The 21,564-nt window shown below is 43.9% G+C and carries 21 protein-coding genes; 7 read left to right on the plus strand and 14 right to left on the minus strand.

What is annotated here, in order from left to right:
* The first annotated feature begins 63 nt into the window (after positions 1-63).
* Positions 64-660, plus strand: a complete 597-nt coding sequence (locus tag O3A65_02345; protein ID MDA1331302.1) for a DUF502 domain-containing protein — start codon at positions 64-66, stop codon at positions 658-660.
* Between the two features lie 57 nt (positions 661-717).
* Here O3A65_02345 and O3A65_02350 read toward each other — a convergent pair whose 3' ends face one another.
* The 8 genes from O3A65_02350 to O3A65_02385 form a co-directional block, all read right to left on the minus strand.
* On the minus strand, positions 718-2,748 hold the full coding sequence (locus tag O3A65_02350; protein ID MDA1331303.1) for a sodium-translocating pyrophosphatase: 2,031 nt from the start codon (positions 2,746-2,748) through the stop codon (positions 718-720).
* 172 nt (positions 2,749-2,920) lie between these two features.
* Entirely contained in the window at positions 2,921-4,186 is a 1,266-nt protein-coding gene (locus O3A65_02355) for a 6-phosphofructokinase (GenBank protein ID MDA1331304.1), read from the minus strand.
* A 73-nt stretch (positions 4,187-4,259) separates the two neighbouring features.
* Complete coding sequence (gene adk / locus O3A65_02360; protein ID MDA1331305.1) at positions 4,260-4,916, minus strand: adenylate kinase; 657 nt, start codon at positions 4,914-4,916, stop codon at positions 4,260-4,262.
* A 101-nt stretch (positions 4,917-5,017) separates the two neighbouring features.
* Positions 5,018-5,779, minus strand: coding sequence for a 3-deoxy-manno-octulosonate cytidylyltransferase (kdsB, locus tag O3A65_02365; protein MDA1331306.1), 762 nt, complete (start codon positions 5,777-5,779; stop codon positions 5,018-5,020).
* A 24-nt stretch (positions 5,780-5,803) separates the two neighbouring features.
* Entirely contained in the window at positions 5,804-5,974 is a 171-nt protein-coding gene (locus O3A65_02370) for a Trm112 family protein (protein ID MDA1331307.1), read from the minus strand.
* Positions 5,967-6,947 carry a tetraacyldisaccharide 4'-kinase gene (gene lpxK, locus O3A65_02375; GenBank protein ID MDA1331308.1) on the minus strand — a complete coding sequence of 327 codons (981 nt, stop codon included), beginning with the start codon at positions 6,945-6,947 and terminating at the stop codon, positions 5,967-5,969. Before lpxK ends, O3A65_02370 begins: the two co-directional genes overlap by 8 nt.
* A 108-nt stretch (positions 6,948-7,055) precedes the next feature.
* Positions 7,056-7,469, minus strand: a complete 414-nt coding sequence (locus tag O3A65_02380; protein MDA1331309.1) for a biopolymer transporter ExbD — start codon at positions 7,467-7,469, stop codon at positions 7,056-7,058.
* Between the two features lie 8 nt (positions 7,470-7,477).
* On the minus strand, positions 7,478-8,089 hold the full coding sequence (locus O3A65_02385; GenBank protein ID MDA1331310.1) for a MotA/TolQ/ExbB proton channel family protein: 612 nt from the start codon (positions 8,087-8,089) through the stop codon (positions 7,478-7,480).
* A gap of 444 nt (positions 8,090-8,533) precedes the next feature.
* Here O3A65_02385 and xseA point away from each other — a divergent pair, with 444 nt between their 5' ends.
* On the plus strand, positions 8,534-9,877 hold the full coding sequence (gene xseA / locus O3A65_02390; protein MDA1331311.1) for an exodeoxyribonuclease VII large subunit: 1,344 nt from the start codon (positions 8,534-8,536) through the stop codon (positions 9,875-9,877).
* A gap of 1 nt (position 9,878) precedes the next feature.
* Here the strand turns inward: xseA and miaA are convergent, their stop codons facing one another.
* Both miaA and mutL read right to left on the minus strand, forming a co-directional pair.
* Positions 9,879-10,820, minus strand: coding sequence for a tRNA (adenosine(37)-N6)-dimethylallyltransferase MiaA (miaA, locus tag O3A65_02395; GenBank protein ID MDA1331312.1), 942 nt, complete (start codon positions 10,818-10,820; stop codon positions 9,879-9,881).
* Positions 10,821-10,857: 37 nt separating this feature from the next.
* On the minus strand, positions 10,858-12,666 hold the full coding sequence (mutL, locus tag O3A65_02400; protein MDA1331313.1) for a DNA mismatch repair endonuclease MutL: 1,809 nt from the start codon (positions 12,664-12,666) through the stop codon (positions 10,858-10,860).
* Between the two features lie 173 nt (positions 12,667-12,839).
* On the opposite strand from mutL, the gene O3A65_02405 reads away from it, so the two are divergent.
* Genes O3A65_02405 through O3A65_02420 form a run of 4 tightly spaced genes read left to right on the plus strand, consistent with a single transcriptional unit; the run spans position 12,840 to position 16,413 of the window.
* Positions 12,840-13,952, plus strand: a complete 1,113-nt coding sequence (locus O3A65_02405; protein ID MDA1331314.1) for a Re/Si-specific NAD(P)(+) transhydrogenase subunit alpha — start codon at positions 12,840-12,842, stop codon at positions 13,950-13,952.
* A 26-nt stretch (positions 13,953-13,978) separates the two neighbouring features.
* The gene (locus tag O3A65_02410; protein ID MDA1331315.1) at positions 13,979-14,296 is read left to right on the plus strand and encodes an NAD(P) transhydrogenase subunit alpha; all 318 of its coding nucleotides are present in this window, start codon (positions 13,979-13,981) and stop codon (positions 14,294-14,296) included.
* Positions 14,293-15,714 (plus strand): NAD(P)(+) transhydrogenase (Re/Si-specific) subunit beta, encoded by a 1,422-nt coding sequence (locus O3A65_02415; GenBank protein MDA1331316.1) that lies wholly within the window; start codon positions 14,293-14,295, stop codon positions 15,712-15,714. Before O3A65_02410 ends, O3A65_02415 begins: the two co-directional genes overlap by 4 nt.
* Positions 15,715-15,741: 27 nt before the next feature.
* The gene (locus tag O3A65_02420; GenBank protein ID MDA1331317.1) at positions 15,742-16,413 is read left to right on the plus strand and encodes a flavin reductase family protein; all 672 of its coding nucleotides are present in this window, start codon (positions 15,742-15,744) and stop codon (positions 16,411-16,413) included.
* Here the strand turns inward: O3A65_02420 and O3A65_02425 are convergent.
* Genes O3A65_02425 through O3A65_02440 form a run of 4 tightly spaced genes read right to left on the minus strand, consistent with a single transcriptional unit; the run spans position 16,410 to position 19,617 of the window.
* Positions 16,410-17,003 (minus strand): nucleotidyltransferase family protein, encoded by a 594-nt coding sequence (locus tag O3A65_02425; protein ID MDA1331318.1) that lies wholly within the window; start codon positions 17,001-17,003, stop codon positions 16,410-16,412. The two genes, O3A65_02420 and O3A65_02425, sit on opposite strands and share 4 nt — an antisense overlap.
* A gap of 5 nt (positions 17,004-17,008) precedes the next feature.
* Positions 17,009-18,262, minus strand: coding sequence for an N-acetylmuramoyl-L-alanine amidase (locus O3A65_02430; protein MDA1331319.1), 1,254 nt, complete (start codon positions 18,260-18,262; stop codon positions 17,009-17,011).
* Positions 18,262-18,714 (minus strand): tRNA (adenosine(37)-N6)-threonylcarbamoyltransferase complex ATPase subunit type 1 TsaE, encoded by a 453-nt coding sequence (gene tsaE, locus O3A65_02435; protein MDA1331320.1) that lies wholly within the window; start codon positions 18,712-18,714, stop codon positions 18,262-18,264. The genes O3A65_02430 and tsaE overlap by 1 nt, the downstream gene beginning before the upstream one ends.
* Before the next feature lie 3 nt (positions 18,715-18,717).
* Positions 18,718-19,617, minus strand: coding sequence for a LysR family transcriptional regulator (locus tag O3A65_02440; GenBank protein MDA1331321.1), 900 nt, complete (start codon positions 19,615-19,617; stop codon positions 18,718-18,720).
* Between the two features lie 223 nt (positions 19,618-19,840).
* Between O3A65_02440 and ilvD the strand changes: the two genes are divergently transcribed.
* Complete coding sequence (ilvD, locus tag O3A65_02445) at positions 19,841-21,523, plus strand: dihydroxy-acid dehydratase (protein ID MDA1331322.1); 1,683 nt, start codon at positions 19,841-19,843, stop codon at positions 21,521-21,523.
* The last annotated feature ends 41 nt before the right edge of the window (positions 21,524-21,564 follow it).

Raw genomic sequence — 21,564 nt, forward strand, 5'->3', positions numbered from 1 at the left:
TTGAATATACTGTTCTTAATCTTAGGAAAAAAGTTCTAAATAATTTGGGGGAACACGATTGTGATGAAGTTTATCAGTAGAATTTTTTTGACTGGTCTGTTTACTGTGTTACCAGTGCTAGCGACTATTTATTTATTAGTTTGGCTTTTTACGACGGCCGAGTCGTTCATGGGCTACCCCTTACAAATGATTTTGCCTGATGGGATCTACGTCGTGGGTATGGGACTGGTTGCAGGATGCCTTGGAGTGTTTCTCATCGGTATTTTAATGCGAGCATATTTTATTCGATTCATCTTCGATTTAACTGAGCGATTTTTCTTAAAAGTACCTCTCATCAAAACGATTTACAGTGCTTTGAGGGAGTTTTTTGGATTATTCACTGGGGATGACAAAGGAGAGAACTTTCAGGTCGTAATGGTTGATATGCCCAATCTCGATGTGAGGTTATTAGGTTTTTTAACTCGAGAAGAGTTCTCAGATTTGCCTTTTGATATGGTTCCTAAAGGCTGCGTTGCTGTCTACCTTCCAATGAGTTACCAGATCGGTGGCTATACTATTTTTGTACCGCGCTCAAGACTCACTCCTGTTGATATGCCGCGTGAGCAAGCTATGCGGCTTATCATTACAGCAGGTATACAGCAGTCTAAAAAGAATGATTGATGTATGATGCCAAAAAAAGGCTCTTAAGAAGAGCCCTTTTTCGTTGTTATCTTTGTCTTATAAAAGTGGGATCAGTAAAAGAGCCACAATATTAATGATTTTGATTAGAGGGTTCACCGCTGGGCCTGCCGTGTCTTTATAAGGATCACCAACAGTATCTCCGGTTATTGATGCTTTGTGAGCATTAGAACCCTTTCCACCGAAATGACCATCTTCGATGTATTTTTTAGCATTGTCCCAAGCGCCACCACCAGTGGTCATTGAAATTGCTATAAAGATACCCGTAATAATAGTCCCGATGAGTAATCCACCCAGCGCTTTAATTCCTTCACCTGGGCCCATTAACCAATTCATGCCGAATGCGACAACGATTGGTGCCAAGACCGGTAGCAAAGATGGGATCATCATTTCTTTGATGGCAGAGCGTGTAAGTAAATCCACAGCCGCAGAGTAATCTGGTTTTCCTGTGCCATCCATAATGCCTGCAATTTCTCGGAACTGACGTCTCACTTCGTTTACGACAGATCCGGCAGCACGGCCTACAGCTTCCATGGCCATTGCACTAAAGAGGTAAGGGATCATACCTCCAAGGAACAAACCGATAATGACTGCAGGATCTGATAGCGAGAACTCAACGAGTTTGCCCGCGGCTTCTAGTTTGTGTGTGTAGTCTGCAAAAAGTACTAAGGCAGCTAAACCAGCAGAGCCGATCGCATATCCCTTAGTTACTGCTTTAGTCGTATTACCTACAGCGTCTAGAGGATCAGTAATATCGCGTATTTTCGATGGTAGTTCTGCCATTTCCGCAATACCACCAGCGTTATCGGTGATCGGACCATATGCATCAAGCGCTACGATCATGCCAGTCATTGAGAGCATCGCGGTCGCAGCTATTGCGATCCCATAGATACCCGCTAATGAGTAAGATGCCCATATCGCTATGCATACTGCCAATACAGGAAGTGCAGTAGATTTCATCGATACTCCGAGGCCTGCGATGATGTTGGTCGCGTCACCAGTTTGCGATGCAGCTGCGACGTGTTTAACTGGTGCATATTCCGTAGAGGTGTAGTACTCAGTGATGACAATCATTGCCCCTGTTAATGCTAGTCCTACCAGAGATGCGTAGAAAAGATTGATGGAGTCACTACCCATCATCCATTCTGTGATGAAATAAAAGGCAATGGCAGCAATTACTCCAGAGACGATCACGCCTTTATAGAGAGCTCCCATAATACTGCCACCTTCTGAGGTTTTTACGAAGAAGGTGCCAATGATAGAGGTAATAATTGAAGCGCCACCAAGTACAAGCGGATATGTGATTGCAGCTTCACCCATATCAGCCATCATTAGTCCACCCAAAAGCATGGTCGCCACAATAGTGACGGCATAGGTCTCGAATAGGTCAGCAGCCATACCAGCACAATCGCCAACATTATCGCCAACATTGTCAGCAATAACAGCTGGGTTTCTTGGGTCATCTTCTGGGATGCCTGCCTCAACTTTTCCAACTAAGTCAGCTCCGACGTCAGCGCCTTTTGTAAAGATTCCACCGCCGAGTCGGGCGAAAATAGAAATGAGTGATCCACCAAAAGCAAGTCCGATAAGGGCATGTAAGGCTTCATCGGTATCACCCGTTAGATGCGAGATAACACCAAAATAACCGGCTACTCCAAGTAGCCCAAGACCAACGACCAGCATTCCTGTAATAGCACCACCTCTAAATGCGACGTTCAGTGCGGCGTTAATACCATGATTAGCCGCTTCTGCTGTTCGCACGTTCGCACGCACCGAAATGTACATGCCGATATAGCCTGCAGTTCCAGAAAGAACGGCACCAACAACAAACCCGATTGCCGTATACCAATCTAGTCCAAAGCCAAGCGCGATAAATAGGACTGCTCCGACAATCGAAATGGTGTAGTACTGTCTATTTAGATAGGCCTGCGCGCCTTGCTGAATGGCGGCCGCAATATCTTGCATGCGGCTATTGCCGGCTGGTTGTCGAAGAATCCATTGGATAGAAACCGCTCCGTAAATTAAGGCTACGATCGAACAAACTAAGGCAATCATTAGACCTGAAGACATCAATGTCCCCCCTTGTTTCATGTAGTTAGCTGGCCGATAAGGGTCGGCCAAATACCCTAAACTTATTAGAAAATTGATCAAAAAACTAGCTGGATTGCTTCCTTTTTAAACTTTTGTGCCGCGGAATTTTACCTCAAAATGGCGATCAGCTTCAGCTATTCATTGAAAATAGCTAAATTTTGAAGTCATCTGCCACTTTTTTTGGAACAGATTTATTCTTGAGCACGACGTATTTTGGTAGGCCATTTTTATATGGTGGATAGGCCTCACCTTCAATTAACGGTTGAAGATAGCGTTCGCAACTGGGGGTAATGCCAAATCCATCACTGCTGATGAATTTTTTCGGCATTTTTTTTTCTACATTAGCTACTTTTGCTAGTGGAGTGCTGCTGACTTTCCAGCGATATGGGTTATCCGATAGTCTTTCGATGGTTGGCATCACGGCATTGTGGCCTTTGAGCGCGAGTTTGACTGCCGATTCGCCTAAGGCATAAGCTTGGTCAACGTCTACTTTAGAAGCAATATGTCTTGCAGCCCTTTGCAAATAGTCCGCCACGCTCCAATGATATTTCAGACCAAGGTCTTCCTTAATGATATTTGCGATGACTGGTGCCACACCACCTAATTGAGCATGCCCAAAGGCATCGGTTAGCCCTTGATCCGACAGAAATTTTCCAGTAGACCCTTTGACGCCCTCAGAGACAACAATTGAGCAGTAGCCGTATCTTTTAACCTTGTCATGTACTTTTTGTATGAATTTCTTACGGTTAAAAACAATCTCTGGAAATAGAATAACAATGGGAAGGGGAGTTTCGTTGGTGGATGCTAGGCCACCTGCTGCTGCGATCCAACCAGCGTGTCTGCCCATGACCTCAAGAATAAATACTTTAGTTGATGTTTTAGCCATGGAGGCCACATCGAAGCTTGCCTCTCGTGTCGAAACGGCAATATATTTTGCTACCGACCCAAACCCTGGGCAACAATCGGTAATGGGCAAATCATTATCTACCGTCTTAGGGATATGTATGGCTTGTATGGGAAATCCCAATGTTTTTGAGATCTGCGATACTTTGAGGCAGGTATCTGCTGAATCTCCACCCCCGTTATAAAAAAAATAATCGATATTGTGAGCCTTGAAAACGGCTATCAAGCGTTCATATTCAGCTCTGTTTTGTTCGAGTGACTTGAGTTTGTATCGGCAGGATCCAAACGCGCCTGCGGGTGTGTGCTTAAGCGCTGCTATTGCAGATGCTGATTCTTTCGATGTATCAATCAGGTCTTCAGTGAGTGCCCCAATGATGCCATTTCTGCCAGCAAAAACTTTTCCGATTTTATCTTTGTTTTTCCGGGCGGTTTCGATTACCCCGGCGGCTGAGGCATTAATAACGGCTGTGACTCCGCCAGACTGAGCATAGAACGCATTAGATATTTTTTTCATTATATTACCTAGTCGATTGGATAAGTGCTCATCCTTTGTTGAGGATTATCAGTCTTGTTTGAAGTGGTTCTTATTACGCATCAAGAGCCTCGAATATTTTATCTCGTATCGATTCTAGGGAACCGATACCAGAAAATTTTTTGTACAAGGGGACATGACCAGCTGCTTGTTTGGCGAGTTTAGAGTAGTGGCTAATTAGAAGCTCGGTTTGGTCATGGTAGACCTCCAAACGTTTCATTATGGTCTCCTCCTTGTCATCACCTCGCTGCACCAGAGGCTCTCCTGTGATGTCGTCAATTCCTTCTATTTTTGGAGTGTTGAAGAGCGCGTGATAGGTACGTCCAGAAGCTGGATGTACACGTCTCCCCGACAATCGTTTGATGATTTCTGCATCGTTGACGTCAATTTCTATGACGTGATCGATGTCAACTCCTGCTTCGCTGAGCGCATTCGCTTGAGGGATGGTTCTAGGAAAGCCGTCAAAGAGAAATCCATTAGAGCAATCGGGTCGGGTGATACGTTCTTTGACTAGTCCAATCATGACGGCATCGGGTACTAATCCGCCTTCATCCATAAATTTTTTTGCTTCAAATCCAAGCCTCGTTCCATCTTTTACAGCAGCCCTTAACATATCACCAGTCGATATTTTCGGAATGTTGTACTTTTCCATGATGTATGTCGCCTGAGTGCCCTTACCAGCTCCTGGTGGGCCGAGTAGTATTAATTTCACAATAAATCCTTATTAATTGGTTGGTTCTATCGCTTATTACCCAATCTGATTGAGGGACGTTTCTACTGAATCTTTGTGCTACAGCTATAAATGAAGAAAAATTATAACTTGCTGAGAAGTTCTCGTGCTCTTTCCAGGTCATCAGGGGTGTCTATTCCAGGTGCTGGTGGAGATTTAGTGTGCATCACAGCCATTCGATGCCCCGCTTGCAGCATCCTGAGCTGTTCTAGCTTTTCAAAAGTCTCAAGAGGGCTAAATGGCAAATCTGAATATTTGCTTAAGAATTTAGCTCGGTAACCGTAAATGCCGATATGACCAAATCCTGAATAATCACGTGGAAGATTTTTTTGTTTATCGGCGAAAGTGTCTCTCGACCATGGGATCGGAGCTCGAGAAAAATAGAGAGCGTAGTTCTCATGGTTTAAAACGACTTTGACTAGATTGGGATTAAACAACTCTTCTCGATCCGAAATCGGGAAGCATGCAGTAGACGCTGATGCGTTTGGTGTGTCCCAAAGCGTTTGGGCAACGCTGTTAATTAAAGCGGGTGGAATAAAAGGCTCATCACCTTGCACATTAACAACTAACGTTTCTGGGGACCATTTTTGTCTTAATACTACTTCAGAAATACGATCGGTACCGCTGGCGTGCGCTACGCTGGTCATCATGACGTGGCATCCGGACGTTTCTAAGGATTCAGCAATGCGTTGGTCGTCTGTCGCCACGATAATCTCTTCGGCTCCAGATTGTTTCGCTAAATCGACAACATGACTGATGATGGTTCGTCCTTTGATCGTGAACAATAGCTTACCTGGGAATCGTGAGGATTCATAACGGGCTGGGATGACGATTTTAAAATGCATTACGCAATATGAGCTGATAGGGGGCTAATCGGTTTGAGTTTGCCGCGCTTCTTCTTCCAACATGATTGGAATACCATCTTTGATTGGAAATGCTAGTTTGCAAGGGTTGCAGACTAGTTCGGTACTGTTAGGCGACAGATTGAGTTTGCTTTTGCAAATAGGGCAAACTAATATATCAAGAAGTATTTTATCCATGGTATGTTTTAAGTTTTTTTAAGATGTTCGGGATTAGATCACCATTGAATTCGGCTTGCACCGGAAGAAACCAGCATTCCTTACCAAAGGTTATGGGGCATTTTACAGCATCTTTTTCAGTCATTAGAATCACATTTTGTTTGATCGCGGCAATGTCCGAGATTGTGTACTTGTGGTGGTCTGGGAAAGCATGGGTTTCTAATTTAAGACCTAATGATTCAAGATGTAGGAAAAAACTCTCTGGGTTCCCAATGCCGGCGATCGCTGCGACCTCGAGACCGAATAAGTCAATGGCACGGCATGTGCGATCAGGGTTGGAAAGGCTATGGAATAATTTACCAACAAGGGTCATATTGACGGTTGGAATTGATAGGTTTAGTTTTTCTGGGCCGTTTACGACAGCGAGATCGCATCCGTGAATTCTTTTTTTAGATTCTCTTAATGGGCCCGAAGGTAGAAGGAAGCCATTTCCAAATTTACGGTTTCCATCGATTACTATAACTTCGATATCTCTCTTCAGAGCGTAATGTTGTAGCCCGTCGTCACTGATAATGACATTTACATTTGGGTATTTTGCGAGTAGGTGTTGCGCGTTCTTAGTTCGACTAGGCCCTACCCATAATGGGCAAAGAGTTTTCTTTAAAATGAGGATGGCTTCATCTCCAACCTGTAATGGAACGCTTTGTGCAATGACCTCGTGTTCTTGCCCGTCGCCTAGATAGCCTCTGCTGACGATTCCTGGAATATACCCAGACGTTTTAAGCGCGTTTGCAATAGCAATAACAGCTGGTGTTTTTCCTGTACCGCCAACCGTGATATTGCCAACCACGATAACAGGCACTTGTAGTTTTGTTGACCTGAAGAACCCGCCACGAAACAGTTGTCTTCTTATATGGCTCACCAACCAGAAAACGAGGGTCGCTGGTAATAATATTAACGATAGCGCGTTGAAACTCTTCCATGAGCGAGGCACTGAAATTTATCCTTTTGAATAGTTTTTTAGGATTCACGCAAATTTAGCGTAATACAATTTTCACCCAAGCATAGATTGGTAGAACCAATATGTATTGTTTGATCCTAATTAGTTTTTTTGTGTCGTAAACGTAATGCGCCCATAGCCAGCAAGTCTTGCCGCTTCCATTGTATAAATTACTGATTGGTGGGTGGCATTGGAGTCCGCGCTGATGATGATTACGGGGTCAGTATCCGGCCCAGCAATTTGTCGAAGTATGTCCGCGAAAAGAGCCGGACTTTCCATGGGAACTTCTCGGCCATTGATGAAGTATTGTCCAGACTGCAAAATGGCAATCTCTAGTTTATCAATAGGCTGATCCACATTGTTTGCGTCAGCAACTGGTAGATTTATTTTTAGCTCCGAATATTGTGAATATGTTGTAGTCACGGCCAAGAAAATCACGATTACAATTAATACGTCGATAAAAGGTACCAAATTGATATCTGGTTCTTCACGAAAAGAGGTTCTTCGGAAATTCATCTTTGGTATTAATTAGTTCTATTGCCGTGACTCATCTCGACAAGCTTTACTGCTTGAATCTCCATTTGGACGATAAGAGAATCAACTGTTGATCTGAAGTGTCGGTAAAAAACGAGGCTTGGCACGGCGACAATAATGCCAAATGCTGCGTTGTATAGAGCAATCGATATTCCGTGTGCGAGTTGTGCTGGGTCCGTGATGCCGGTTGGGGTGGATGCCCCAAAAATCTCAATCATCCCGATTATTGTTCCTAATAGTCCAAGTAGAGGGGCCATTGTGGCGATTGTCCCAAGGGTTGTTAGGTAACGACCCATTTCTTGAGCCACTTCGATTCCAGCCTCTTCAATTGCCTCTCGCATCGCTTCCTTCGTGTTCCCCAAATTCTTAAGTCCCGCGACAAATACTCGTCCCAGAGGAGAGGATTTCTCGGTGGTTGACATCAGTTCTTGGGTTGTACCACCGGTTTTGAGCCGGCTGATTGTTTCATCTAACAAGTGTTTTGGGACTACAGCCTCTCGTCGAAGTGAATAGAAACGTTCCACAATGATTGCTAAAGATACAATAGAACAAAAGATAATCGGCCAAATTGGCCATCCGGCAGCTTTGATAATTTCGATCACGATAAACCCTTGAGTACTAGTTACGTAAGGCCCCACTTTAAACGTCAGAGGAATTACCAGCAAGTTCAACGTTGCATATTTTAGTACTATGCAAGCGTTGCCCCATGGCAATTAACCTGCCTATTGCTTGTAAAGTCGCTTTGTGGATAAGTTTGTGGGTAATTCTAATCACTAATTGGTTATAACCCGATGTTGAACCAATAGGTTTCGGAATAATAGAGTGCATATTAGTAAATATTAATAAAAATCATATAGTTATAGATTATTTATTGCTGAGGTCATGTTGGTTAATGATTTTTACACAAAGATCACGGTTGTGGATTACTTGACAAGAAACTCTCTAGATATCATAAGTTTAATGAACCCAATGGCATTTTTTACTTAGTAATGTCTCGTGACAACATATCCTCCAAACCTACAAAATGAAATGTTTCAGGTCCGCAAATGAGTGATTTGTTTGGTCAATCTAAAGTGCTGTCCGTGTCTCAAGTCACGAGAACTATTAAATCTCTGATTGAAAGACATTTTCCTGAGATATGGGTGAGAGGAGAGATTTCGAATTTTGTTCGAGCAGCCTCTGGACATTGTTACTTCTCTCTTAAGGACGATTCGAGTCAAATTCGTTGCGTGTTATTCCGTTCTCAGATGGTTGCGGCTGACTTTGAAATTGCGAATGGCATTGCGGTTGAATTATTAGCTACTCCCTCGATGTTTGAGAAGCGAGGAGAGTTTCAATTGATTGCTCAATCGATTCGCAAATCTGGTCTAGGTCGATTATTTGAGCTCTATGAGGAACAGAAAAGAAAACTCTCTGCCGAGGGGCTATTTGATGTCAGTAAGAAAAAGCAATTGCCTCGCTTTCCGAGAAAAATTGGTGTTGTTACGTCTAAAGATGCGGCTGCACTTCGTGATGTTTGTAAAACGCTAGCTGATAGGGCTCCCGGTGTGCCAGTGATCATCTATCCCTCGCCAGTACAAGGTGTTGGAGCAGGCAAGAAACTCGCAGAGGCTGTGTCATTAGCTGATGTGCGTTCGGAAGTTGATGTGCTGATTATTTGTCGCGGTGGCGGTAGTCTCGAGGATCTGTGGGAGTTCAATTCTGAAGACTTGGTTCGGGCAATTGCCCTTTGTTCTATTCCTGTTGCTTCAGGCGTAGGACATGAAACTGATACAACCCTGGTTGACTTTGTTTCTGACTATCGTGCTCCCACGCCAACCGCAGCCGCCACTGCTGTGGTTTATTCCGTTTATGACCTAAATCGTGATTTACGGCGGTTTCTGAGCGCAATGGTCAGAAAGGTTAAGGGAAAAATTGACGGCAGACAGCAACATCTTGATTATTTGAATCGCCGACTCATTCAACCGGGAAAACGGAACGCTCTGTATGCGGCAGAGCTCAATCGCCTGGCAACAAGAATGAACGCGCTTGTTCATAGTGTTTTGCGCCACCAGGAATTTCGTGTAACAACGGCTAGGGCTCAGTTACGTCGATCGCGACCCGATGGGGCGCGCTCATTGGATTTGCTTCAAGATTGGCAAAAACGCATCCATCGAGGAATGGTCGCTATTCTTAATCAGTTTCAAGGTCGATTGTCAGGATTGAATAGCAGTTTGTCGCACCTTGACCCTGAGCATGTCTTATCACGCGGTTACGCAATCGTTAGAAACATGAAAGATGACATTCTACGCAGTACCGAACTCATTGAAATTGACGATCAACTGACTGTGCAATTGCATGATGGTGAACTTAAGGCTTGGGTTGCTGCAAAACGTTCTCGTGACTCGTGAGTCAACTTGTGAGAGTTGCAACAAGTTTTTCAATTTCAGGCTGCGTATTTTTTGAATAGGGGTCGAGTACATATTTGATTGGAAAACTGCGTAGCCAAGTGAGCTGCCTTTTAGCCAGTTGACGAGTAGCGGCGCTGCCTTTATCGATTAGCGTTTGCTCGTCATACTTGCCTTCTAGGTACTCCCAAACTTGTCGATAACCAACGCATCGCATCGAGGGCATCTCTAGCGATAAGTCCCAGGTTTTCTTAAGCTGAACGACTTCTTCTATGAGGCCCATACCAATCATTTTTTTAAATCGAAGACCAATATGCTCATGTAACTTTGCTCTGGATTCAGGCACAAGGGCAATATCGATAGTTTTGATGTTAATTTGGTTTGAAATCGTAGTGTCAAAAAACGTACTCATTGGCTCGCCTGTTATATTGAATATCTCCATGGCGCGTTGAATTCTTTGTGAGTCGTTTGGGTTTAGTCGTTTGGCTGTTTCAGGATCTATTTTGCTTAATTTCTCGTGGATATAGGGCCATCCATATTGCTTAGCCTCTATGTCTATCTCCTTCCGAATGTCAGTATCGCGTACAGGCAGTTGGTTTAATCCGTCCTTGAGAGCTTTGTAGTACATCATGGTACCGCCAGAAAAAACTGGAATTGCTCCACGATTTTTGATTTCCTTCGCTAATTTCTCGGCGTCTATTCTGAACTGTCCAGCTGAATAGTGTTCGTTTGGATTAATAATATTTATTAAGTGATGAGGGCATTGTGATATTGCAATTAAGTCTGGTTTTGCTGTACCGATATTCATATGACGATAAACGAGGGCTGAGTCCATGCTGATCACTTCGATAGGTAAGTGTTGAGCAAGTTCGAGACAGATGTCAGTTTTTCCCGTGGCTGTTGGGCCTATGAGGCAAATTGCTTCGGCTAGGATTTTTTCATTCATCTTAATGTATTTTTCGACCGATTTCGTGTCGCGCCGATTATTGTCCACGCATAAAGCGATGGTCAAGTTCGGACAATGAAATCTGAAACCAAGTCGGTCGGCCATGATTACATTGATCTGATCGATCAGTTTGCTCCATATCACGAAGTAATTTATTCATTTCCTCAATTGTGAGTTTGCGATTAGCACGTACCGCAGAGTGACAGGCAAGTGTAGATAAAATTTCGTTGCGATGTTGTTCTAAGACGCGCGAACCTCCGTAATCAACGATGTCTTTAACGACGCTGAGCATCAACTCTGAAACCTTTCCTTGCTCTAGAAAGGAGGGAATAGATCTTACAGCTACGCTTTCTAGACCTGATGTTGAAAATTCAAAACCCAGCGTATTTAGAAGTCTCTCATTTTCGTGCACGACTGCCATTTGGGCGAGGCTAACAGTAACGTTGATAGGAATGAGAAGAGATTGCTTTGGTATTTGTTTTAAGTTTAATGCCGTTTTTAAGCGTTCATACACAATTCGTTCGTGAGCCGCATGCATATCAACAATAATTAGGCCAGCTTGATTTTGCGCAAGAATGTACACGCCGCTCAATTGTGCTAGCGCAAAACCTAGTGGGTATTTATTTTCTGGGTTTTCGTCGGATTGACTCCAATTAGATATATCCACTGAATTTTTTTGTTCCATTGCAGCTGAATTTTCTTGAAAGCCAGGTTTGAGTTCTGAGCTGTTAAATCCATTAGCAGGTCGCTGGGCATAGCCCTCTGGTAGTCTCAGGATAGCTTGTGAGAATGATTGTTGAGAATCTCCTGGTGCCGCGTTATCTGTGAAGAATGAATGTATGTTTTTATGCGGCAACCACTCACTCGATGACAGATTTTTTTCTATTGCGTGGAAAACAAATTGGTACATCGCTTGAGATTCTCGAAATCGTACTTCTGTTTTCCTGGGATGTACATTCACGTCGACTAAGCTTGGGTTAATTCGAAGAAACAGAACGTACGAGATCGATTTTCCGTGGTGTAGGACGTCATTAAAAGCTTGTCTTATAGCATGGGAGATCACTCGATCTCGTACGAAGCGCCCGTTCACAAAAAGATATTGTGTGTCTTTATTTCTGGATTCATAAGCTGGTTGTTGAATTAATCCTTTGATGGATAAATGTTCCGTTCCTTCATCAATCCAAATGCTGGTATCGGTTAACTCGGACCCTAGTGTTTCTCGAATTCGCATTTCAATGGTCTCAGCCCGAGCTCTTCGTTGAGTCTTGCCATTGTGCGTGATTGAAAAGCGAATGCTTGGGTTTGCTAGCGCTGCTTGCTTATATACCTCATCACAGTGCCCATACTCAGTGTTTGGTGAGCGTAGAAACTTCCTCCTTGCGGGGGTGTTGAAGTAAAGATTCGATACCGTCACAACACTTCCATTAGCTAGTGCTGAGGGCTTAGGTTCTGATATCTGCCCCCCGTCAGCGCTAATTTCCCAAGCATGATCTTCACTATGATGTTTGCTAGAGAGGTTAATTTGAGACACTGAGGCTATAGACGCTAATGCCTCTCCTCGGAAACCAAGACTCCGAATGGATTCCAAATCTGCTAGCTCACTAATTTTGCTCGTGGCGTGTCGAGATATCGCCAGCTTGATTTCATTTGGTGGGATACCGGGCCCGCTATCTGAAACTCTAATCTCTCGTATTCCACCCTCAGTAATCGAAATATTAATGTCTGTAGCGCCTGAATCAATACTATTTTCAATCAGTTCTTTGAGTGCGGATGAGGGGCGCTCTACGACTTCCCCAGCGGCTATTTGGCTGATTAGAATGTCAGGTAATAATTTGATATTTGGCATGGTAATTAATATTACAGATTTTGAATGACTAATTTTTTCTTAATGTAGAATTTATGCCATATTTATTAGATGAATTATAATTCCCGCGTCCCAGACGTATCTCATGTGCTCGTTCCATTCTGGCTTAGTTTTAATTAATTTCGTCCCAATGACAATAGGAAGGATGTTTATAGATGTTAATTGGAATTCCAGCTGAGATTCTAGATGGTGAGAATCGCGTTGCCGCAACGCCGGAGACGGTTAAAAAGTTTGTATCGAAAGGACTCCATCGGGTCCTAGTCCAACAAGGGGCTGGAAGCAACTCGTCATTTCCAGATGGTGACTACGAAGTGGCTGGTGCGACATTGGTTGCGAGTGCGACGGAGATTTATGAGCGTGCTGAACTTGTACTGAAGGTTCAAAGGCCGAATGAGGCTGAGGTCGCAATGTTAAAAAGAGGTCAAGTTCTGATTGGGCTCTTGCAGCCTCACAACGAATCTGCGATTCAGCGTTTGAAAGAAGTTGGAGTCATAGGTTTTGCGATGGAGCGGTTGCCGCGAATTTCACGAGCTCAGTCAATGGACGTGTTGTCGTCGCAGGCCAATTTAGCCGGATACAAAGCCGTTTTGATGGCAGCGAATGCTTATAAAAAATTTATGCCCATGTTAATGACGGCAGCCGGAACTATTAAGGCGGCGCGAGTGGTTGTTATGGGGGTCGGCGTTGCTGGCTTGCAGGCTATTGCCACCGCAAAACGTTTGGGTGCGGTTGTTGAGGCGACTGACGTCAGGCCGGAGACGAAAGAACAAGTGGAATCACTGGGTGCGAAGTTTATTGAGGTCCCGTTAAGTGAAGACGAGCAGGAACTTGCTAAAGGGGAAGGTGGGTACGCGAAAGAAATGGGTGATGATTACAAAAAGCGTCAGGCAGAATTAATCGCTGCGAGATTAAAGCAGGCGGATATTGTTATCACTACAGCTCTTATACCCGGTAGGGCAGCCCCGATTCTCGTTACTGAGGAGATGGTTAAGTCCATGAAGCCTGGCTCCGTGATTGTAGATATGGCAGCAGAGCAAGGAGGGAACTGCCCTCTAACGCAACCAAACGAAACGACAGAGCAGTATGGCGTGATCCTAATTGGGTCGGTTAACATCCCATCCAGTGTGGCGTCAGATGCAAGCTCCTTATACTCGAGAAATTTATTGAATTTTATGGAATTACTTGTTAACAAAGAAACTGGTTCTTTTGAATTAAATTTGGATGATGAAATTGTATCCGGCACTTTGGTGTCGTCGTATTCTAGTTAAAGTATTTTTTGATAGGGAGTCACCAGATGGAATTAATTAATCCGACCATTATCAATCTCATTATTTTTGTGCTTGCTATATATGTCGGATATCACGTGGTCTGGAATGTTACCTCAGCGCTCCATACTCCTTTGATGTCTGTTACTAATGCAATATCAGCCATCGTGATTGTCGGCGCTATGTTGGCTGCAGCGATGACTGAAACATTGTTGGGGCAGGTAATGGGTGTGGCCGCAGTTGCTTTGGCTTCTGTTAACGTTGTTGGTGGATTTTTGGTCACGAAACGTATGCTCGAAATGTTCAAAAAGAAACCCAAGAAATCTGGTGGGGGGGCTGCAAAATGAGTATGAATATTGTCGTGCTTTTGTATTTACTTGCATCAGTTTGTTTTATTCAGGCGCTAAAAGGTTTATCTCACCCCAACACATCTCGACTGGGTAACGCATTCGGTATGGTTGGGATGGCGGTCGCAGTGGTGACCACGGTTGCGCTTATTGTTAAGTTGTCAGGTGAATTTGGGCCGGGTTTGGTTAATGTCTTTGGAGGTATGGTTGTTGGCGGTGGATTAGGTGCGTTTATGGCTAAACGTGTCGAAATGACTAAGATGCCAGAACTGGTGGCGTTCATGCACTCTATGATTGGTATGTCTGCTGTGCTCATTGCGGTCGCAGCAGTGGCAGAACCTACGGCATTAGGTATTGAGCTAGTGAATGGGCTCATCCCAGTTGGCAATCGGTTCGAGCTCTTTGTCGGTACATTTATTGGTGCGATTACCTTTTCTGGTTCGGTCATCGCGTTCGGAAAATTGTCTGGGATCTACAAGCTGCGAATTTTCCAAGGTGCGCCTATTGTCTTTAAAGGGCAGCACCTAATAAATCTAGTGCTCGCGCTTTTGATGGTGATGTGCGGTGTATGGTTTTTCCTCACACAGGCTTGGGTACCTTTTATCATCATGATGGCGATTGCGTTCGTTCTTGGGGTGCTAATTATTATCCCCATCGGTGGGGCTGATATGCCGGTTGTCGTCTCAATGCTGAACAGTTATTCTGGTTGGGCTGCTGCGGGTATTGGCTTCTCATTAAACAATTCAATGTTGATAATTGCTGGTTCATTGGTTGGATCTTCTGGTGCAATTCTCTCGTACATCATGTGTCGAGCCATGAATCGTTCATTTCTCAGTGTAATTCTTGGTGGCTTTGGTGCCGAAGAGGGTGTGCAAGCTGGGGCGGCAGAGGCACGGCCCGTTAAATCGGGTAGTGCGGATGATGTTGCATTTTTATTGGGAAATTCAGATACCGTCGTCATCGTGCCTGGTTATGGGCTAGCGGTAGCTCGTGCGCAGCACACAGTAAAAGAGATGGCCGAAAAGTTGAGTGCTAAAGGTATTGAAGTTCGTTATGCGATACATCCAGTAGCAGGTCGAATGCCAGGGCATATGAACGTGTTGCTGGCCGAGGCGGAAGTGGATTATGACCAAGTATTTGAAATGGATGATATTAACAGTGACTTTGGTCAGACTGATGTAGTTTTCATTTTAGGAGCTAATGATGTGGTGAATCCTGCAGCTCGAACACCGGGTAGCGCGATTTATGGGATGCCAATTTTAGAAGTTTACAAAGCCCGCAATGTCATTGTGAATAAAAGATCAATGGCGGCCGGTTACGCAGGTCTGGATAATGAATTGTTTTACATGGACAAGACTATGATGGTGTTTGGTGATGCTAAAAAGGTGGTGGAGGATATCGTCAAGGCATTAGATTAGATTTTTTTTGCCCCAGGAAAATCGCACATGTTCTACGAAACTAATGTAAATAATCACGGCCTCGAGCATGACCCGTTCAAGGCCTTAGTGGCGCCTCGACCGATTGGCTGGGTATCTACCCTATCCAAAAGCAACGTAATCAATCTTGCGCCTTACAGTTTTTTCAATGCGGTAAGTGATGCGCCCCCGATGGTGATGATTTCCTCTAATCAACGTAAAGATACGTTGACTAATATCGAAGAAACCGGAGAGTTTGTGTGTTCGCTGGCGACTTATCGTTTACGTGACGCTATGAACATGAGCTCTGCCATGGTTGATAACAGTGTCAGTGAGTTTGACTTGGCGACACTTGCCTGGGCAGACTCACGGTTGGTGGCTCCACCAAGGGTAGCTGATAGTCCAGCGGCGTTTGAGTGTAAGCTTTGGAAAGTGATTCCAATTCCAAAAGGGCCTGGTGATGATGGGGCATCTAAACATAATCTAATCCTAGGTTTTGTCGCCGGGGTATACATCAATGATGAGTATCTATCTGGTGGATTATTTGATACCGCGAGGGCGGGATTGATTGCGCGAATGGGCTACATGGACTACTGCCACGTTACCCCAGAAAACACCTTTTCACTTAATAGACCCAAAGTGAGTGAAGATGGCCGAAGTGCCTACCTAAAACCAGGGGCGTGGGATGGTAAGTACTCTTAGTTGTTTTGGGAGCTAATTGCTTTTAAGTCCTCTTGCGTGTCGATATCTTTAATAATACCTTCGTCCTTAACAGGAATGAAATGGGTATCGCTGATGTGGCGTTTGATGATTTCGCGCGCTCCTTCGTCTCCTTGTAGTGCTATCAATTCATCCCGTAGCTCAAAGCGTAAGCCTACTGGGTTTCCTGGTTTTCCATGAAATGTTGGGCGAAACACTAATTTGCGGATTCCTGGGTCTGACGTGGCTTTAGTGATTTTTTTTATTGTTTCAGGATCTATTGATGGCATGTCGCCTAAGGCGATAATCCAGCCGTCTGAGTCAAGACTATTTTGAATGCCAGTTAATAGACTCCGAGCCATACCCAAATGTGCATCCTGGCAGATGAGGAATGGAATTTTCTCTTGCTCAAAGATGGTTTTTAACATCTTGTCATCATGTCGAATGACTGCAATAGAGTTGTCGTGAGCTGCCTTAAGTGCTCTCCATGAGGCTACGGCTATAGGTAATCCTGATGGCAGTGTTGCAATTAATTTTTGAGAGCCAAATCTTCTACTTAAGCCTGCTGCGAGAAGTATTCCAGTAATCATCATTTTTTTTATGGATTTTTAGTGTTTGATATTTTGAAGCCTAGTTCGCCCGGCTTTGTATTTTCTAAAAAATCTTTAATACCTAGTAGGATAGCTAAGGCCAAACGGTCTTGATACTCATCCGTATTGAGTTGCTTCTCTTCTTCGCTGTTGCTTAAAAATGCAGTTTCGACAAGGATTGAACACACATCGATCGATTTCAGCACAGCAAAATTAGCTTTTTCAACCTTCTTTTTATGTAGATTGTTCACTTTTCCGATACGTTGAAGTACGCTCGTACCAAGTCGCTCACTCATTGAAAAATTTTCTCTTTGTCCCAGATTTAATATCAAATCTTTGATATTTTTGTCCCGACTGTTGATATGTGGATCATACAAAAGATCCATCTCATTCTCTCTCTCTGCGATAAGCTCAGCGTAACGCGAGCTTGCGACTTCATCTTTGCGAGGAAGTATAAACACTGAGGACCCATTGGCCTTTCTGTTTAATGCGGCATCGGCATGAATGGAGATAAAGATAGTTGGTGGTTGATGTTTTCTTATTTTTTTGATTCGCTGAGAAAGATTGACGTAGACGTCCTTATCTCGAGTTAATACCGCTTTCATGATTTCTTCTTTATCAATAAGTTTTTTCAATTTATTGGCGATGGATAGATTTACACTCTTTTCTGTTGTTCCTGCACGGCCGACTGCGCCTGGATCTTTACCACCATGACCTGGGTCAATGGCAATTAAATACTTCTCCACTTCAATTATTTTATTTTTATTTTTATTTGGTAGGGCTCCGGCTTGATAGGAGTTATCAATAGATTCGGAGATTTCACTTTGTGATTCAAATTGTGGTTCGCTTTGTAATTCATTTTTTGAGGCGATTAATGTAATACTTTCATTAGTTCCGATAACGCGGGTATGCGTACCTTGCGTGAATTCGAAAACGATACGCACAACATTAGGGTTATTTTTTGCAATAACAGCTTTTATTACAAGTCCTGACTGTTTGTTGATACTCTCAATGAGAGCAATTAGTTTTTTGTCAATGCTCTTGACCGCTATGTCGTAATAGATGCGATACGGATTTTGAATTTGATTATGCTTATAATTAATTCTCTGGGAGAATTTGATCTCAATGGAAGTTTGATTTTTTATAATTTGATAGTTCGTAGACTCAACGTAATTTCCTGATTCGTCTGCTGACAGTGCGGAGCTAATCAGGGTGTTGCATATTAAGACTGATGTCAGTAGTTGAATTAACGTATGACGCATTACAGTAGGCCCTTTAAGCACTGTTTCCCAAGCTCGCTTGCTGTGGTTACAGAAATATTTCTGGAGTCTGAGTTAAAGATAATTGATATCATAATATCTGGGACACGCAGAACGCTTCCGGCATTTTCCAACCACTCGACAAGACATATGTTTGAATCTGTAAATACCTCTCTAAAACCCGCCTCAATGATTTCCATTGGATTTGTGATTCGATAAAAGTCAAAGTGATAGATTGTTGAGGACTCTAAGTTGTAAATTTCCACGAGCGGGTACGTTGGGCTTTTAACCCGACCCGTATGCCCGAATCCCCTAAGAATTCCTCGACAAAGGCAGGTTTTTCCAGCTCCCAAGGTTCCTCTAAGGGCAATAAATACACCTGGCCTTAGACTTTTGGCGATTTCCTCACCAAATGATACGGTCTCCTTTTCGCCATTTAGTGTTTGAGTGAGCATGTTTCAGCCTTTTACGTATGTTTTCATGGAATTTCTGGTGACCTCTAAAAATCTATTAAGACTTGGTAGTTGGTTCGATTCCTTCCAGGCTAGATGAATCTCAATTATGGGAGTAACTTCTTTAATAGCTTTATAGACAACACCCTTTCGCCGGAGATTCTGTATCGATTCAGGTATTAGAGAAACCCCCATCTCCGCCGATACTAAACTGACAATTGTTTGCATCTGGATCGCCTCTTGAGCGATGCGAGGTCGAACCTCGAATTTTTCACAGAATCTTATGATGCCGTCATACAGTCCTGGGGCGTGTTGTCTTGGAGTCATGATGAAAGGGGAGGATGCTAATGATTTAATAGAGATGGCGCTTCTCGTTTTTGCCTGAGGATGATTGGATGGTAATACAGCAATTAGTCTCTCCTTAGCGATTAGGAATGATGTGATGCCTTCAATGTTTACTGGGGATAAAATAAATCCAATATCGATTACCCCGCTAGCCAGATCTGTAAGTTGAGTATCAGTGGTCGCTTCTCGTAAGCCTAAAGATACAGATGGGTATTTTTTTTGGAATTCACGAAGAACATGGGGCAGTACATTGTAGTCGGCGACACTTATGAAGCCTATTGTGAGATTGCCGGTTTCGCCTCGACCAGCTTGCTGTGCTGAGGTTTTAGCTCGATTGACGCGAGAGATTATATCTTTGGCTTCTTCAAGGAAGGCGCTCCCTGCTTGCGTGAGTGATACGCTTCTTTTAGTGCGATAGAGAAGCTCCACTCCAACCTCTCGTTCCAGGTCGCGGATTTGCATCGACAGCGGAGGTTGGGAAATGTTTAACTTGGATGCCGCACGACCAAAGTGTAGTTCGCTAGCTACCATAACAAAGTATCTAAGATGTCTAAGCTCCATTAATATATATTATATATTAAAACTATATAAATAATATATTGGACCATTATTTTTGGAGGATGGATAATTTGTTCATTAGCTACAACTTCGAGAGATTTTAAAAATAGTAAGATTAATCTTAGTGTGCTAAGTGTGTGGCCAATGAAAGTCTATTAGTGCTTTAAGTTCATTACACTAAGGTTCTGGATGTTTATTAATTTTAAATATGTAGGGGAGCATAAAAATGGCTGATAACTGGCGCAGTAAATTGATCACAGGTGGCGATGTTCGAGCCCCAAATCGCGCAATGTTAAGAGCGGTGGATTTCGGAGATGATGATTTCCAAAAGCCAATTATTGGCGTTGCGAATGGACACTCAAACATGAATCCGTGTAATGCGGGTATTCAACCTTTGGTTGATCGTGCGATGGATGCTATTCGGGAAGCCGGTGGTATGCCTCAAGTCTTCGGGGTCCCGACCGTTACTGACGGTATTGGTATGGGAACCGACGGAATGAAATATTCGTTAGTATCTCGAGAGGTTATCGCAGATGCCATTGAGACTTCAGTCAATGGGCAAATGATGGATGGCGTTTTGGTCGTAGGCGCCTGTGATAAAAATATGCCTGCTGGTATGATGGCAATCGCAAGAATGAATGTTCCCGCTATTTATGTGTATGGAGGGACCATCAAGCCGGGTAATTGGAAAGGCGAGGACTTAACTATCGCGAGTGCCTATGAGGCTGTCGGTGCTTATAGCGCAGGGAAAATATCTAAAGAAGATTTCGTTGGCATAGAAAAAAATGCATGTCCGACGTTTGGAGCATGTGGTGGTATGTTTACTGCTAACACCATGTCGTCTTCTTTCGAGGCTCTGGGTATGAGCTTGATGGGTTCCTCGGTTATGGCTGCAGTTGATCCTGAAAAGGCAGATTCAGCAGGAGAGTCTGGTCGAGTATTGGCTAACGCTATTAAAAATAATATTCGTCCAAGGGATATCATTACGAAAAAGTCGATTGAGAACGTTGTGTCCTTGATTATGGCAACGGGTGGCTCCACAAACGCTGTTCTACATTATTTAGCGATTGCTTCAGCGGCCGATGTTGAGTGGACGATCGACGATTTTGAGCGTATTCGTCAAAAAACTCCTGTTTTTTGTGACCTCAAACCATCGGGAAAATATGTTGGTGTTGATCTGCATAGAGCAGGTGGTGTGCCTCAGGTGCTGAAAATGCTTCTGGTCAATGGACTGCTCCATGGAGATTGCATGACGATCACGGGTCGAACCATCGCAGAGGAATTGGAGCATATTCCAAGTAAACCGTCTCCTGACCAGGATGTAATAAGACCATTTGATAAGCCTCTATACAAGCAGGGCCATTTGGCTATTCTCAAGGGGAATTTAGCCACTGAGGGGTGTGTTGCGAAAATCACAGGCCTTAAGAACCCTGTGATTACAGGGCCTGCTCGAGTCTTTGATTCCGAGAAGCAGACCATGGGAGCTATCATGGGTGGTAAGATTAAAGCTGGAGATGTGGTTGTTATTCGCTATGAAGGGCCAAAAGGGGGTCCAGGGATGCAAGAGATGCTCGCACCTACTTCCGCATTGATCGGTGCGGGACTAGGTGAGTCCGTCGGACTTTTGACGGATGGGCGATTCTCAGGAGCCACTTGGGGGATGGTAGTAGGACATGTTGCGCCTGAGGCGTTTGTGGGCGGTACGATCGCTTTAGTCGAAGAAGGTGATGAGATAACGATCGATGCGCGTAAATTATTGATTGAGGTGAATGTGTCTGATGAAGAATTGGCGAAACGTCGAGCTAATTGGAAGCAGCCTGAGCCTAGATTTAAGCGTGGATTACTTGCGAAGTATGCCTACCTGGTATCGACCGCTTCAAAAGGTGCTGTCACCGATAATTTTGACTAATAACAATTAACTAGTGTAAAAAAACCGCCTCTTTGTGGGTG

It is taken from the genome of Pseudomonadota bacterium (assembly GCA_027624715.1).
GTDB lineage: Bacteria > Pseudomonadota > Gammaproteobacteria > Burkholderiales > Eutrophovitaceae > Eutrophovita.